A 15,992-nucleotide genomic window follows, 5' to 3' on the forward strand; every position below is an offset into this window, starting at 1 on the left:
TTTTGTATCTGGATATTTCTTATTCGCGCTCTTCGAATTTACAGCTGTCCAACGATCAGCGCTGGCGTGATGAAAAAGCTAAACTCACGCCATCCGTAACGCGTTCTCTTACCCCCGATACGGAATTTAGAGGTTCATATCATGCGTTTGACATTGTCCACGTTGGTTCTGGGACTTTTGGTCGCTCAAGGTGCAATGGCCGCCGGTGACGGCACCGCTGCAGTTGGCGGTGGTATTGGCGGTGCGCTAGGTGACGTGGTCGGCCGGCAAATGGGCGGCAGCACGGGTGCCGCGATTGGCGCCGGTGTAGGCGGCGCGGCAGGTAGCGCGGTCGGCGCGAACAAAGGCAGTCGCACAGAAGCGGCTATTGGTGGTGGTCTGGGGTCGGCCGGTGGCTCGGTGATCGGCAATAGCCTGGGTGGTTCTACCGGTTCGACCATTGGTGCAGGTCTGGGCGGCGCAGCGGGTGGGGCGGTAGGCAACAACTTGGGTAACGATAGCGGCAGTTCGCACTCCGGTAGCGGCCACAAGCATAAGCATAAAAACAAGCACAAGAACAAACATCACTGATTCGACATCGAACTACACCAGAAACCCGGCCTAGCGCCGGGTTTTTCATTTCTGGTAGTAGGACTCTGGAACGTTTGGTCGTGGGCCGCCTCGAACTTCATACACCCCAGAATGTTGTGAGGCGTGCCATGACTCCTGAAACCGAAGGCAAGGAAGAAAAAGGCCCGAGCGGGCTTCCGTTTATTAACGATCCTGGTAACGAAGACCCAGGCTCCCTGATGGATGACGCAACGGTGCCGCTCAATGATTCCGATGATGCGGGCGACGTCGGAAATATCGAGTTCGAAGACGAGGAAGAGGATGAGGACGAAGATTGACCCTGCTGTGCGACGGGTTCGACCGATCGTCTCTCTGATCGAACGCAATGCAGGGCGCGATCCTCGAAACCTCAGGGCCTGCTTTTCAGGCCCCACGAGAGGTGCTTTATGAACGCTGATCCGAAAGTCTCCGACATCGACGATACCCCCGAATATCCGCTGCCTTCACCGACCGATTCCCTGAGTCGTGATCAACGTCCGCCTGATGACGACACCGCTGTAGAGCAGTTGCCGTCTGATGAAGTGAAGCGCGGAGATGTTGAAGCTCACCCTGACGACCCGGACATTGCCGGTGACGACGGTTCAAACGAATCGAGCTGAATTTACGCTGTGGCTCTGCGCCGCTCGTCGATGGTGCGGCACCTTTGAAAAGCGATGGCTGCCAGAAATCAGGTACGCACCTTTTAAAGGAGATACACCATGATCAGGTCAAAATTGACGGCCCTGACGGTGATCGGCGTGTTGTCGGCCGGTTCAATGTCGGCGTTTGCTCAGTCCTCCGGCAGCGATGCACCTGTGGATAAGGGCGGGAGGCCACCGTACTCCGAAATGAATGCGGGCTCCTCGGACGGGAAGGCGTTGCCGCCTGGCACCATTGAGGGTGGGGATGGTGGTGATGCAAACGGGAGTAGCACCAGCCCGGAGAAGGGAAACGGGGCGATGAGTGGTGGAGGTTCGAGTGGGAGCGGTTCTGGGAGTGGGTCTGGAGGATCCGGTAGTTCCGGGATGAGTGGAAGCGGGAGCGGTGGGAGTTCTGGGTCTGCGGGAGGAGGCGCGGGTGGTGCTGGTGGGAGTACGAGAGGTTCGGGTGATTAAGTAACTCAATATTTGCAACTGAATGCCCAGTAAACTGCTGGGCATTTTTGGCTCACCCTAATCCGTTGAAGCTTGAGATTTCGCTAATAGCGATTTGAGCTCAGGTTCAACCTCTTCGTGTGGGGTTGAGTTTATGATCTCAATTATCGCAGACGCATATTTGCTTTCTATTGCGACCTCGGCCCAGTCCAATTCGTAAATTGCGATTGTGCGGGCGTCAATATATGAAGAATCCATGAGGACAAGTTTCATTATTTCAATCGCTTCTGGTGAGCGGTTTTCTCCTAAGGAAACGATACAACGCTGCTGCCAGTATTCAGCTTTGCTTAACACTGTTGCTGCAAGTTTTATCCAATCCTCGGCTGCAAAATCACACAACACCACTTTGGCCACAAGCTCGCTGGAATAGGCAGTCCAGTTGGAGTTTTCTGAATCACCCATCCAAGTCTCAAACTTTTGAAAAATGTCATTCTTATCTTCTGGCCTCACGGCTTACCTCCCGTTGGATAGGATGAGGTGATCTGATCGTTTTCTTTAATCACTTGCCATTCGACGCCATCAATGACTTTTGTGTGTTGGGTGATTTTCATTCCAGCCTCATCGCGAATGATTGCACCTGGCGCACGTGCCACCTCATCTGTAGCTCTTAGGATCTTTTCGTCACTCCAGTTCTCCGGCGCAAACGTATGTCGATTAGGTGATTTAGCGGCCGACCAGCCTACTGTTCCATCTTTACGCTCCAGAATCATCTTGAAATTTTTTGCGCTGATGGTGCCATCTCTATTCGTCTGAAGTACGTCCACTTGATACTCCGGGGAGTTAAGTACTTTTGCGGAGTGCCCACCAATAGGGCTGTTATGCCTAGGGCTCCGAATCCCGTACAGAATCTTTTTCTGCATTGCGGCTGAGATGGTTCCTGAATAGGGGAGGTCAGGCTCTCCATCATTTATTTTAGTGTTGCCTGTCTCATCCGGAGGTAGGCAATTTCCTGTTCCCGCCTGTGGGCAATTCTCACTCAACCCCAGCGGATCAACCCACCCCGTCGGGTTCCGCGTGTACCGATACCCGTTAATCCCACCCGCCAACCTACTCGGATCCGGCGTCAAATACCGTCCAACATCCGGATTGTAGTAGCGATGCCGGTTGTAATGCAGGCCGGTCTCCGCATCGAAATACTGCCCCTGAAACCTCAACGGCTGATCAAGCACCTGATGAGTGTCGCGGTTGAGGCGAGTCAGGCGGCCATAGGCTGTGTATCGGGCGGCCCAGATGATGTCGCCGCTGTAATCGGTGAGTTCTTGCGGTGTGCCGAGGTGGTCGAGTTGGTAGTAGAACGGGCAGGCCTGATGTGGGCCTTTGCCGTCGAGCATGGCCAGCGGGCGGAAGCTGCCCGGTTCGTAGACGTAGCTGCGGTAATGCTCGCCGCAGCTTTCGGCGACGAGGTGGTCGCCCTGCCAGAAGAACTCGGTGGTTTTGCCGTCGACGGTTTTGCTGATGCGGCGGCCGAAGGCGTCGTAGCGGTAGGTCGCATGGCTGCCGTTGGGCAGGGTGGCGCCGATCAGCCGATGTTGGCAGTCGTAGCGGTACTCGGTGACGAGATTTTGCCCGGTGCCGCGGCGCTCGCGGATCAGGTTGCCAAAGGCGTCGTAGTCGTAATGGCGGTCGCCTTGCATCAGCAGACGATTGCCTTTGACGATCGCGGCGCCGGGGCGGTCCTGCATCAGCAGGTTGCCCGCCGGGTCGTGGGCGAAGGTTTCCGGTGGGTCGTCGCGAGTGTGGCGGACGCGGGTCAGGCGGTTGAGCGGGTCGTATTGGTAGTTGCGTTGGCCGTGACGGGTGTCGGCGATGCTGTCGAGATTGCCGTTGGCGCTGTAGGCATAGTCGCGGCGATACAGCGGTTGGAGGTGTTGGCTGACAGCGTGGGCTTTCAAACGGCCCTGATCGTCATACTGATAATCGCTGAGCAACAGGCCTTGTTGGCGGTTTAGTTCGCGCCCGGCGAAGAAGGTATGCGACGTCAGTCGGGTGCCGTTGAGGTCGATGGCCGTCAGCGCGCCGCCTTTGGCGTGGTGGTAGTGGAGTTTGCTGTTGTCCGGCAGGCGCAGGCGATTCAGCTGACCGCAGGCGTCGTAGCCATAATGCAAGGTGCCCCAACCTTGGTGTTCGCTGATCAGCCGGTCTTGCTGGTCGTATTCGAACTCCAGCGGGTGATCGTGGCCGTCGTCGACGCTGACCAGTCGGCCGAGGCTGTCGTAGCGGTATTCAACTTTGATACCGTCGGGCAGGGTTTTGACCAGCAGGCGTCCGGCCGAATCCCGCTGATAAGCCGTCACCAGCTGCGAACCGTCCTCGCCGAACTCGGTTTTCTCCAGCAGATGGCCGTTGAGGTCGTACGCGTACGCCGTGCGTTGGCCGTCGAATCCGGTTTCCTGTCGGATCAAGCCATTGGGCGTGTAGTCCAGCAGATATTTTTCGCCGGACTCGTTTTCGATTTCCGTGAGCAACAGCTGGGCGTTGTCGTAGCGGTACTTCAGTTGGGTGCCGTCGGCATTGATGCGGCGGCTGACCAGGTGCAGGTCGTCGATGTATTCGTAGCGGGTGACGCGGCCCAGTTCATCGCGTTCGGCGGTGATTTTTCCGTAGGCGTTGTAGCTGAAGGCGCGGCTCGCGCCTGTAGGAAGCGTCGTCTGGATCAGTCGTCCAACGGCATCCCATTGGTAGTGGGTAACGGCGCCGTGTTCATCCTGTCGGGTAATCTGCCGCCCCAACGCATCGTAAGAAAACCGCCGCACACCACCGTCCGGCAGCGTTTCTTCAACCAACTGCCCCAAGCCATTCCAAACGAACACATGCCGACTGTTGTCCGGGTAACGGATCGACAGCAGCTGCCCTTTTTCGTCGTAGTGAAAGTGACTGACATGGCCGTCAGGGTCGGTCGCTTCGGTGACGTCACCGTGCGCATTACGCTGATATTTCCACACCGCTTTACCGCGGTACCGCGCATGCAGGAAACCGTTGCGGTACTCGTAGGTCGTCGGCTCGTCTTCCGGCGGAATCAGCGCGATAAGCCGTCCGACTTCGTCATAACGGTATTCGGTGACGGCGCCGAGCGGATTCTGCTCAGCAAGCAACCGACCTTGATCGTCGTAGGCCTTGAGGTGTTCGCCGCCGTCCAGCTCGACCTTGCGCACCAGCCGCGCGCGGTCGTCGTGCTCGTAAATCTCTTCGCTACCGTCGGCGTTTTTAACCCGCACACTGCCGTTGTCGTCCCAGACATAACGCGTGTCCATCTGCGAAAAAGTCGCCCAATGCCGCACGCACCGGGCCGCCTTCCCGGCACGCTCCCACTCCCAGTAGAAACTCGCCCCACCGGCCAACTGCCGCTGCAGAATCACCTGCTGATCGTCGTAGTCGTAGCGTTCGCTTTCGCCGGCGGCATTGGTCGCTTCGATCAAGCGATGACGAGCGTCATAGCGGTAGGCAACCCGTGTTTGCTCGGTACGCCAGGCGTCTTCCAGGGTGTCGGCCGGATGAAAACGCTGATACTCGACGGCGACGATGTGCCGGCGCTCATAGCGCAACAGAAGGGAGCGCCCTGCGCCGTTATCGAGGCGCTTGATCCTGTCAGAAGAGTCCCGCTGCACCGTCAGCCGATTGCCGTAGGCATCGCTAATGGCCGTCAGACGCCCTGCACGAAAGTGGAAATAACGCGCTTTTTCGCCAGCTTGCGCGAGGATCAATTCTTCGGGTTCATCGCCGAGATAAATCGCCGCCCGCGACAGGCTATTGTGAATCGTCGGGCGCTCGATATTCGGTAGCGGAAAGGTCGTGCGGCGGTTTTCGTGGTCGATCCAGATGACGGTGTCGCCATCGATTTCCAGGTGATGCGCGAGGGAGTGACTCCAGCCGAATCCGAGCCCGCAATCGATCTCCACCGCACTGGTGCGATAGAGCCGGGTGAAGTCGAACGGCAAAATCCCGTCCAGCGAACCATCGGTTAGGGTGAGCAGTTCTTCGCCCGTGACCATCGATACCGGACAGCCATTGGTACAGGTCAACGGTCCGCAATCGGCGCTGTCACCGTTGGGGTTTTTCGCTTGATCCGGGGCATCGTTGCGATGTTCCTGCCTGCCAATCCTGGTCATGGCTTCAGACTTGTCGCGAGCAATGGCCAGCGGATTCTTCACCAACAAAACCGGCGCAATCCCCGCGGTGATTTGCAACGACACGGCGGGCGCAGGTTTGATCGGTGCATTCCGGGCATTGACCATCAGCGGTTTGAGCGCGCCAGCGTGGGCTGTCAGGTCGGACTTGGCGGTGAGCTCAGCCAATCGCAAACTGGCGGCCGCCAGCCATTGCCGGGTCTGCGGGGACTTGATCCCGGACAGCACCTTCTCACTCAGGCGCAACTCCAGTCCCGCAGGACCGGTAAGGCACACGAGCAGGAAACTGATTAATATCTCCGTACGAATTTCCGCCACGACTTCGGCGATGTACTGCGGCGGCAGCATCCTCAGCCAACTGGTGAACGCCGCGAGATGAATGAACATCAACGGCTCGTCGCTCAGCATCAGCAACACCTTGGCGATGGACTCCGCCGAAGCGTTCAGCAGCGTTTCAAGCTCGGATCGGGTCAGGTATTCGAGGAGTTTTTCGCTGTTGGCTTGCAGGTCCGCGATCAGGGCGTAAATCTGTTTCACGTCATCCCACAAACCGTTCAGCGAGTTCTCGAAGCCGCGCCAATCGGCTTGTTGCAGCATGCCGTAGCGCTTGATGAAACCGACCTGGGAGAACCCGGCCCACGCTGGTTCGAACTCGGTCGTCCATTCGTTGCGCAACCAGCGTTCCAGCTCGCCGATGACGCCCTGATAGGAGGCGTAAAGTGCTTTGACGTGATCAGCGGATACATCGGGAAAGAAGGTGATGCGATAACGCTGGCCGCGCTGGCAATCGCGGATTTCCAGGATGCCGCTGGGGCCGATCTCGTCGTAGATCGGCTCGCCGAACGTCTGTTCACCCGCCACATCGGAAAGCAAAGGTTCAAGCATCACCGGCGTATTGCCGATCGGCACGAAACGCGCTGCCTCAAACATATGCACCAGGGTCAACGGACCGCTGGCCTGGCACGCGGCGACAGTCGCACTGACAGGCGTGGTCGAATTCTTCGGCGCGCTTAGACGGACTTCATTGCCGACCTTGAATACTTGCTCGACATCCAGGGCCTTGCCGGTCCAGAAATTTTCAGCCCAGGCATCGTAGTCATTGAGGCAGAGCCGAAAGTCATCGAGCAGCGCTTCGACATCCGGGTGCTCAGGGTCCATGGCGGCGACCACCAGCAGCCCGATGGTATTGTTCAAGGCCAGGAGGTTGTCAGGTATGAACATTCGCAGTCCCTCGCGCGGATCAATTCAGAGCGCGAGACTTTGCGGGGGATCGGCGGGGAAAGAAGTCGGGAAAGTAAGTGTTTGGTGTAGGGGAAATCGCTAAATGACGGAGAGCACTTCGGCGCAGGTTTTAGTACCACTCAGGCATTGCCCGTTGCCCTATGCCAGTCGCGGTCGCTATGCTGCTGAATCCTTTAATCGATCGCGGACCCGGCCGTACCTGAGCCGCCTCTGGGATGTCATAGAAAACGGATCAGATGCGATGAATGCACCGCTGAATGAATTCGGCCCGATCAAGGCCGTGATTTTCGATATGGACGGCTTGTTGCTGGACACCGAGGGCATTTACACCGAGGTCACGTCCATGATTGCCGCGCGTTACGGTCGGGTCTTCGATTGGAGCGTCAAACAGCACATCATCGGCCGTGGCGCGGGTGATCTGGCGCGTTATGTGGTCGAGGCGCTGGACCTGCCGATCACCGCCGAAGAGTTCCTGGTGATCCGCGAACCGCTGATGCGTGAGCGTTTTCCTACAGCGCTGGCGATGCCTGGCGCGCAGGAGCTGGTTCGGCATTTGAAGGCCAACAACATTCCGATCGCGGTGGGCACCAGTTCGTCGCGTCAGTCGTTCGGCCAGAAAACCACGTTGCACCGCGACTGGTTCGCGCTGTTCGATTTCATCGTGACGGCCGATGATCCTGAAGTCGGCGCGGCCAAACCGGCACCGGACATCTTCCTCACGGCGGCGCGGCGCCTGGGTGTAGCGCCTGAAGATTGCCTGGTGTTCGAGGATTCACCGTTCGGTGTCACGGCGGCGAAAGCGGCGGGGATGACCGCGATTGCGATCCCGGATGCGGCGATGGCTGACGAAAAATACGCACACGCCGATGGCATTCTTCGTACGCTGAAAGCGTTCAATCCGAGCGCTTGCGGTTTGCCAGCGCTCGAATGGGCTTAAAGCTGCGTACATGAAAACGCCGGCAACCTGGTCAGGGTTGCCAGCGTTTTTTTATGCGTGATTCAGAACATCAGGCGCCGAAACCACCGTCGATGGTCAGGCTGGCACCGGTGATGTAGCCGGCTTCGGGACCCACGAGGTAGGCGACGAAACTGGCGATTTCTTCCGCTTTGCCATAACGACCCACCGCCATCAATGGGATCAGGCTTTCGGCGAAGTCACCACTGGCGGGGTTCATGTCAGTGTCAACCGGGCCCGGCTGCACGTTGTTGATGGTGATGCCGCGCGGGCCGAGGTCACGCGCCAGGCCTTTGGTCAGGCCGACCAGCGCCGACTTGCTCATGGCGTAAGGGCCACCTCCGGCGAACGGCATGCGGTCGGCGTTGGTGCTGCCGATGTTGATGATGCGACCGCCTTCGGTCATGTGTTTGGCTGCGGCCTGGGTGGCGATGAATACGCTGCGCACGTTGATCGCGAGGGTCTGGTCGAAGTCTTCGAGTTTGAAATCTTCCAGCGGTGCAACGGCCAGCACGCCTGCGTTGTTGACCAGAATGTCCAGGCGGCCAAAGGCTTTTACGGTGGCGGTCACGGCGTTGCGGATGGCCTCGGCGTCGGCGCTGTCAGCCTTGATGGCGAGGGCTTTGCCGCCGTCACCGGTGATGCTGTTTTGCAATTCTTCGGCTTTGGCCGTGGAGCTGACGTAGGTGAAGGCCACTGTCGCGCCTTCAGCGGCCAGGCGTTTGACAATGGCGGCGCCGATACCGCGGGATCCGCCTTGAATCAAAGCCACTTTGCCGCTGAGGTTCTGAGTAGTCATATCGATCTCCAGAGTCCCGAGGCGAGATGTCTCGGTTGATGGAGCCTAGTATCGATTCAGGATTACCGGCTGTGTAGACGGTAATTGCGATAGTCTGTGTAAACCAGAAGTTTATAGTGGTGCTTATGGAAACCTTCAGCAGTATCGAATGCTTCGTGCGCAGTGCCGAGGTCGGCAGCTTCGCCGAAGCCGCGCGCCGCCTGAGTCTGACCCCGGCGGCGGTGGGTAAGAGCGTCGCCAAACTTGAGGCGCGACTGGGTGTGCGGCTGTTTCAGCGCAGCACTCGCAGCCTGACGCTCACTGAAGCGGGTCATCGGTTTCTCGGTGAAGTGAGTTCCAGTCTTCACACGATCCAGAATGCCGTGGCCAATCTGGCCAGCGCCGAGGGGCTACCTGCGGGGACGTTGAAGGTCAGCATGGGTACCGTGTTCGGGCGTTTGTACATCGTGCCGTTGCTCGGGGAGTTTCTGCGACGCTTTCCGGCGATCAACCCGGACTGGCATTTCGATAATCGTCAGGTCGATCTGATTGCTCAGGGGTTCGATGCGGCGATTGGTGGGGGATTCGAGCTGCCGCAGGGGGTGGTGGCGCGTAAGCTGACGCCGGCGCATCGGGTGTTGGTAGCATCAGCCGACTATCTTGCAGGGCGTGAGGTGATTGCCGAGCCCGATGATCTGAAGCATCACGATGGCATCCTGATTCGATCGCCGCAGACCGGTCGTGTGCGTTCCTGGCAATTGACCAGTCGCACCCAGCAACACAGCCCGCTGACGCTCAAGGCGCGGATGACCATGAGTGATTCGGAGGCGGCCTGCGCCACGGCCGCCCAAGGGTTGGGCATTGCGCTGGTGAGCATGCCGTTTGCCGTGGGCTACCTGGAGGCCGGGACCTTGCAGCGGGTGCTGCCGGACTGGTATGTCGACGATGGCAACATTTCGATTTATTACGCGGAGCACAAACTGCTGCCCGGCAAGACCCGGGCGTTTGTGGATTTCGTCATTGAGCAGTTTGCGGAGCAGGGGTTGGGGCAGCGGTTCAGTGCACTATGAGCCGGCTTCAAAACCGAGGCGCGGCCATCGCGAGCAAGCTCGGCTCCCACAGCGGATTTGTGAACGCCGCAGATCCAATGTGGGAGCCGAGCTTGCTCGCGATGAACGATGACGCGGTCTACCTGCCAAACCGCCCAGGCCAGCCAATAATTTTCTTCGGCCGCGGCGTCGCATAAGTCCGCACTTTCGACGTCGACAATCCCAATCGCACCAACGACTCGGCAATCGTCACCGCCGCCGTCACACCATCCACCACCGGCACGCCAGTGCGCTGACGAATCTGTTCATCCAGCCCGGCCATGCCGCCGCAGCCCAGGCAAATCACCTCGGCCTTGTCTTCAAGCACGGCCAATTCCGCCTGACGAATAATTGCCTCCAGCGCACGCTCGGGATCGGATTCCAGTTCCAGCACCGCCAAACCACTGGCCCGCACCGACGCGCAACGGTCCCAGAGTCCGGACAGTTTGAGGCGATCCACGATCAATGGGACGGTGCGGTCCAGCGTGGTGACCACCGAGTAGGCATGGCCGAGGAACATGGCGGTACTGGCCGCCGCATCGGTGATGTCCACCACCGGCACGTTGAGCAACTCCTGCAAACCCTCGCGGCCGTGCTCGCCGTAACCGGCCTGGATCACGGCATCGAAGGGTTGGTCGTAGGACATCACCCGGTCCATCACCGCGATAGCAGCCAGATAACTTTCGAAATTGCCTTCGATGGAGTCAGCACCGAAGTAGGGCGTCAGGCCGATGATTTCTGTGCCGGGCGCGGCCACGGACTGAGCCGAGCGTGCGATGGCCTGGGTAATGGACTCGGTGGTGTTGACGTTGACCACGAGAATTCGCATGGGAAGTCCTTATAACAGGTGGTTCTGCGGCCCCAAGGTGCCGGGCCGCCAAGGGGTTAATGACTGACGTTATCGACGGCGATGGCTTCGCCGCTGACGTCTGCGTAATGGGGCTGCCGTTTGGCGATGATCAGGTAGAGCATCCCGGCAATCCCGGCCCCAATCAGCCAGGAGAAGGGCGATACGCTGTCGAAGCCCGGGACCAGCGCCAGGACGATGGCGATCAGCGCGGCAGGAATGAACGCCGCGACGGCGCGTAAATTGACTCCGCGGCTGTAGTAATAAGCGCCGTTGGGGTCTTCGCTGTACAACTGCGGCACGTTGACCTGACCTTTTCGTACGAGCCAGTAGTCGACCATGATCACCCCGTACAACGGGCCGAGCAGGGCGCCAAGGCCGGACAGGAAATACACGATCACCAGCGGGCTGTTGTAGAGGTTCCACGGCAGGATCAGCACCGCGATGGTCGCGCTGATCAGCCCGGCGCGGCGGAACGTCAGGTATTTGGGCGCCAGATTGCTCAGCACGAAGGCCGGAGCGACGAAGTTGGCCATGATGTTCACCGCCACGGTGACGATCAGGAACGCCAGGCAGCCGAGCACCAGAAAGAAGGTGTTGGGGATCGAGGCAATAATTTCCGTCGGGCTTTCGATGATCCGTCCATTGATCTGAAATTGCGCGCCGCAGAGCAGGACTGTGATGCAGGCGAACACCAGAATATTTACCGGCAGGCCCCAGAAATTGCCGACCTTGATGGTCTTGCGGCACGGTGACGAGCGAGCGAAGTCGCAGAAGTTGAGGATCAGCGTGCCGTAGATCGACAGCCACAACGCACCACCGGCAAAGATGTTGCGCCACATCTCGCCGCCGGTCAGCGGTTCGCGGATCGACCAGGCGATGGTCGCGTTGGCCTGAAAGTACATCCACCCGGCAAGAGCGGCGACGGTCAGCAGAATCACTGGCCCGGCGAACGCTTCGTAGCGCCGCACCATTTCCATGCCATAGGCGAGAATCGCCAGTTGCACGAACCAGATCGCCACGAAGCACACCCAGCCCAGGCTTGATAGGCCGAGGATTGAGTTGTGGTCGTAGTCAGCGAAACCTGGATGAACCGCTGTCAGCAGTACCCGAAAGACCACCGAGGCCAGGTACGTCTGAATTCCGAACCAGGCGATGGCGATAACGGCACGAATCAACGCAGGAATCTGCGCCCCGTGAATGCCGAAACTGATCCGGCTGATGACAGGAAACGGCACGCCGGTTTTTTGCCCCATGTAACCCGAGAGGTTCATGAAGCAATACACCAACGCCGCGCCGATCCCCAGGGACAGCAGGATTTGCCAGCCGCCCAGTCCGAGCGCATACAGCCCGATGGCGAATGAGTAATTGGCGATGTTATGAACGTCGTTGGTCCACAGGGCGAAAATGCTGTAGCGGCCCCAACGTCGACCTTCGGCTTTGGTCGGCGCCAGGTCCTTGTTGTGCAGGCGGGGGCTGAGTACGACGGGTTCTTGAAACGTTTGGTCGTGAGGGGTTGAAGTGGGTGGGAAGGGGGGCAGATCCAGCGCGATGTTGTTGTTGGAGAGGCTAGTACGCATTCCGGCAGGCTCCGAGCTTGGCGTCGCGATGACTGTGCATGAGCGTTGGCTCGACAAATCTTCGTCGCGGGCAGTCAGCATCATTGGTTACGGGGCATCTGCAGCCTGTACGGGATAGGGCGCTTCAGGCTTGCGGATCTAAAATGTGTGTATGTTTTGATGTGATTGTATACAAAACATGTATGCACTTAAGCCAGATCCATGCCAGTCAGCGATCTATGAATTTCACCGTTAATTTCGTTTTGTTATCTGTTTGCGATAAGTATCTGAAATAAAGGCGATAAAAATTGACTGTTTGAACAGGTATTTATTTTTCAGTGGGATGTGTACGAAAGGTCGACTGAGGAAGTCTGAAGAGGGGCGTGTAACTTTTTGGGGCGCTGAAATGAAAAGTGCACACACAAATGGCACCTATGGTGACATTCGTGTGTACACATTTATTGAGGCGGTTTTCAAGCCTTGGATTTGCTGATGATGTTGCCCGCATGCAGACCGCATTCCTTCTGCGTCGCTTCTTCCCACCACCAACGACCTTCGCGCTCGTGCTGGTTCGGCAACACCGGACGGGTGCAGGGCTCGCAGCCGATGCTGATGAACCCGCGTTCGTGCAGGCTGTTGTACGGCAGCTCCAGCATACGGATGTAACCCCAGATCTCTTCACTGGTCATTTGCGCCAGTGGGTTGAATTTGTACAGGGTGCGTTCTGGAGTAGAGAACGCGGTATCAATTTCCAGCACCGCGACGGCGCTGCGAGTTCCAGGGCTCTGATCACGACGCTGCCCGGTGGCCCAGGCCGTCACTCCCGAGAGCTTGCGACGTAGCGGCTCGATCTTGCGGATGCCGCAGCATTCGCCATGGCCGTCCTTGTAGAAACTGAACAGGCCTTTTTCCTTCACGAAAGGTTCGAGCTTGGTGTAGTCCGGCGACACCAGTTCGATGTCGATCTTGTAGTGCTCGCGCACCTGATCGATGAAGCGGTAGGTCTCGGGGTGCAAGCGGCCGGTGTCGAGGCTGAACACTTTGACGTTCTTGTTCAGCTTCCAGGCCATGTCCACCAGCACCACGTCTTCGGCGCCGCTGAAAGATATCCACAGGTCATCGCCAAACTCAGCGAACGCGAGTTTCAGGATGTCCTGTGCGGATTTGTTGGCATAGGTCGTGGCGAGTTCCACGACGTCGAACGTTGGGCTCATCAGGGCGGCTTCCTACAGGTCGGTGGCGCTGGGCGCTCTATATGGGGCTGATGGTAACAAAATCCTGCTGCTGCTGGCGCGCCCTCTGCGTTGCACCCGCCAGCCTGAGTCGCTAGAGTTCGGCAGTCCTTTTGCTCGCTCGACTCAATAATCAATACAAATGGGAGTGTCTTGTGGAAATTGCCTGTCTGGATCTTGAAGGTGTACTGGTCCCGGAAATCTGGATCGCCTTCGCCGAAAAAACCGGGATTGAATCCCTCAGGGCTACCACCCGGGACATCCCCGACTACGACGTGCTGATGAAGCAGCGCCTGCGGATCCTCGACGAGCACGGCTTGAAACTCGCTGATATTCAGGAAGTGATCGCCACGCTCAAGCCACTGGATGGCGCCATCGAGTTCGTCAACTGGCTGCGTGAGCGCTTTCAGGTGGTGATTCTGTCGGACACGTTCTACGAGTTCTCCCAGCCGTTGATGCGTCAACTGGGCTTTCCGACATTGCTCTGCCATCGCCTGATTACTGACGATTCCGGTCGGGTGACGAGCTATCAATTGCGTCAGAAAGATCCCAAGCGCCAGTCGGTTTTGGCCTTCAAGAGCCTTTACTACCGGGTGATCGCGGCGGGGGATTCCTACAACGACACTACGATGCTGGGTGAGGCGGATGTGGGGATTCTGTTTCATGCGCCGGACAATGTGATTCGCGAGTTTCCGCAGTTCCCGGCGGTGCACAGCTTTGAAGCGCTGAAGCAGGAGTTCATCAAGGCTTCGAATCGGGCGTTGAGTTTGTAGTTGTTTTCAAGGACGCCTTCGCGGGCAAGCCTCGTTCCTACAGGTGATCACCGGTCACAGTAGGAGCGAGGCTTGCCCGCGAAGCTTTTAAAGGTTTTTCAGGGTGTCGAGCAATACCTTCACCTTGGTTATCGACTCCTGATACTCAGCCTGCCACTCAGAATCCGCGACGATTCCGCCACCGCCCCAGCAACACACCTGCCCATCCTTGACCAGCAAACTGCGAATCGCGATCGAGCTGTCCATCTCGCCGCGCACGTCCAGATAGAGCAAAGATCCGCAGTACAACCCACGACGCGTCGGCTCCAGTTCGTCGATGATCTGCATCGCGCGAATTTTCGGTGCACCGGTAATCGAGCCGCCAGGGAAGCTGCCGGCGATCAGGTCCAGCGCATCCCGGTCATCCGCCAGCTCTCCGGTGACGCTGCTCACCAGGTGATGCACGTTCGGGTAGCTTTCCAGGATGAACAACTCCGGGACCCGCACCGAACCGATACGGCAAGTCCGGCCGAGGTCATTGCGCAGCAGGTCGACGATCATCAGGTTTTCTGCGCGGTCCTTGGGGCTGGCCAGCAGTTCAGCGGCGTTTGCCGCATCTTCGGCAGCGGTCAGTCCGCGAGGGCGGGTGCCTTTGATCGGGCGGGTTTCCACATGGCGTTCGCTGACTTTGACGAAGCGTTCTGGCGACAGACTCAGTACCGCACCGCCGTCAGGCAAGCTCTGAAAACCGGAAAATGGCGTCGGGCACGCCGCCCGCAGCGCGCAATACGCGGCCCAAGGATCACCCTGGCACTGCGCGCGGAAACGCTGGGCGAAGTTGACCTGGTAACAGTCGCCGGCCTGGATGTATTGCTGAATGCGTTCGAGCGCGTGGCGATACTCGTCAGCGCTAAGGTCGGCCTTCATCGGGGCTTTCAACTTGAAAGGCTCGACTGCTTCAGCCGTAGGCTTACTGAATAGCGTGATCAGACGCTGACGTTCGCTGTCGATCAGCGACGGGTGGAAGACCAACTGACTTGTACTCAGTTGGTGATCGCTGATCAGCGCCCAGTCATACAGCCCAAAGCGTGCATCGGGCAGTTGCAGATCGTCCTGCGCCTGACTCGGCAGGTTTTCCAGATGCCGACCGAAGTCGTAGCTCAGGTAACCGATGAGGCCGCCAGCGAAGGGCAAATCGTAAGGAGCAGCCGCTTCACCGAGTCGTGTCAGATTATCGCGAATGCGTTGCAGGAAATCGCTGCCACTTTCGTCAGGCAATACTGCTATTTGCTCCAGCGGCCAGGCACTGAGCAGGTCATAACGTCCACGCTCGGCACTCGGTCGGCCACTGTCGAGCAGCACGGCACCGGGGGCATGACGAATCGCCGCGAAATACTCGGCGGGGTTGGCGCGATAGGGGAGCGGGTGTACGGAACAGGTCAACATGGGCGGGGCAGATCAGCCAACGAGGCGAGGGTGGCGATTGTAGTCTCCTCGGGGAATTGCTCCTAGAGGGGATGTCGGGGATTGGCAGGTTGGTGGAGGTTCAGGATTTGTGTCGGATTCAAAAGCCACCCCTCACCCCAGCCCTCCCGAAACGTCGGACCGCCCCAGTGGGGAGAGGGGGAAAGGGAGCAGATTGGGGGCTTTTCAAAACCTGAGTTCGGCTCGGG

13 protein-coding genes are annotated in these 15,992 nt (G+C 58.5%); 6 read left to right on the forward strand and 7 right to left on the reverse strand.

What is annotated here, in order from left to right; all coding sequences use genetic code 11:
* Positions 1-141 precede the first annotated feature (141 nt).
* From QFX16_RS09430 to QFX16_RS09440, 3 genes are all read left to right on the forward strand, one after another.
* Positions 142-570, forward strand: coding sequence for a glycine zipper domain-containing protein (locus QFX16_RS09430; protein WP_283183706.1), 429 nt, complete (start codon positions 142-144; stop codon positions 568-570).
* 128 nt (positions 571-698) lie between these two features.
* Positions 699-887 carry a hypothetical protein gene (locus tag QFX16_RS09435; protein WP_046047922.1) on the forward strand — a complete coding sequence of 63 codons (189 nt, stop codon included), beginning with the start codon at positions 699-701 and terminating at the stop codon, positions 885-887.
* A 108-nt stretch (positions 888-995) separates the two neighbouring features.
* Entirely contained in the window at positions 996-1,208 is a 213-nt protein-coding gene (locus tag QFX16_RS09440; protein ID WP_283183707.1) for a hypothetical protein, read from the forward strand.
* 552 nt (positions 1,209-1,760) lie between these two features.
* On the opposite strand, the gene QFX16_RS09450 is transcribed toward QFX16_RS09440, so the two are convergent.
* Together QFX16_RS09450 and QFX16_RS09455 are read right to left on the reverse strand one after the other, a co-directional pair.
* Entirely contained in the window at positions 1,761-2,192 is a 432-nt protein-coding gene (locus tag QFX16_RS09450) for a HEAT repeat domain-containing protein (RefSeq protein WP_283183709.1), read from the reverse strand.
* On the reverse strand, positions 2,189-7,087 hold the full coding sequence (locus QFX16_RS09455) for an RHS repeat-associated core domain-containing protein (RefSeq protein WP_283183710.1): 4,899 nt from the start codon (positions 7,085-7,087) through the stop codon (positions 2,189-2,191). The genes QFX16_RS09450 and QFX16_RS09455 overlap by 4 nt, the downstream gene beginning before the upstream one ends.
* A 262-nt stretch (positions 7,088-7,349) precedes the next feature.
* Between QFX16_RS09455 and QFX16_RS09460 the strand changes: the two genes are divergently transcribed.
* Entirely contained in the window at positions 7,350-8,045 is a 696-nt protein-coding gene (locus QFX16_RS09460; protein ID WP_283183711.1) for an HAD-IA family hydrolase, read from the forward strand.
* A gap of 70 nt (positions 8,046-8,115) precedes the next feature.
* Here the strand turns inward: QFX16_RS09460 and QFX16_RS09465 are convergent, their stop codons facing one another.
* Positions 8,116-8,862: a 3-oxoacyl-ACP reductase family protein gene (locus QFX16_RS09465; RefSeq protein WP_283183712.1), complete on the reverse strand. Its 747-nt coding sequence runs from the start codon at positions 8,860-8,862 to the stop codon at positions 8,116-8,118.
* Positions 8,863-8,987: 125 nt separating this feature from the next.
* Between QFX16_RS09465 and QFX16_RS09470 the strand changes: the two genes are divergently transcribed.
* Positions 8,988-9,911, forward strand: coding sequence for a LysR family transcriptional regulator (locus QFX16_RS09470; RefSeq protein WP_283183713.1), 924 nt, complete (start codon positions 8,988-8,990; stop codon positions 9,909-9,911).
* Between the two features lie 118 nt (positions 9,912-10,029).
* Here QFX16_RS09470 and QFX16_RS09475 read toward each other — a convergent pair whose 3' ends face one another.
* From QFX16_RS09475 to QFX16_RS09485, 3 genes are all read right to left on the reverse strand, one after another.
* Entirely contained in the window at positions 10,030-10,758 is a 729-nt protein-coding gene (locus QFX16_RS09475; RefSeq protein ID WP_283183714.1) for an aspartate/glutamate racemase family protein, read from the reverse strand.
* Between the two features lie 56 nt (positions 10,759-10,814).
* The gene (locus QFX16_RS09480; protein WP_283183715.1) at positions 10,815-12,356 is read right to left on the reverse strand and encodes an NCS1 family nucleobase:cation symporter-1; all 1,542 of its coding nucleotides are present in this window, start codon (positions 12,354-12,356) and stop codon (positions 10,815-10,817) included.
* Between the two features lie 452 nt (positions 12,357-12,808).
* Positions 12,809-13,549 (reverse strand): phosphoadenylyl-sulfate reductase, encoded by a 741-nt coding sequence (locus QFX16_RS09485; RefSeq protein ID WP_008027340.1) that lies wholly within the window; start codon positions 13,547-13,549, stop codon positions 12,809-12,811.
* Positions 13,550-13,722: 173 nt separating this feature from the next.
* On the opposite strand from QFX16_RS09485, the gene thrH reads away from it, so the two are divergent.
* Entirely contained in the window at positions 13,723-14,340 is a 618-nt protein-coding gene (gene thrH, locus QFX16_RS09490) for a bifunctional phosphoserine phosphatase/homoserine phosphotransferase ThrH (protein ID WP_283183716.1), read from the forward strand.
* 87 nt (positions 14,341-14,427) lie between these two features.
* Here the strand turns inward: thrH and pabB are convergent, their stop codons facing one another.
* Positions 14,428-15,765, reverse strand: coding sequence for an aminodeoxychorismate synthase component I (gene pabB / locus QFX16_RS09495; protein WP_283183717.1), 1,338 nt, complete (start codon positions 15,763-15,765; stop codon positions 14,428-14,430).
* Positions 15,766-15,992: the final 227 nt, after the last annotated feature.

Source organism: Pseudomonas svalbardensis, assembly GCF_030053115.1.
Taxonomy (GTDB): Bacteria; Pseudomonadota; Gammaproteobacteria; order Pseudomonadales; family Pseudomonadaceae; genus Aquipseudomonas; species Aquipseudomonas svalbardensis.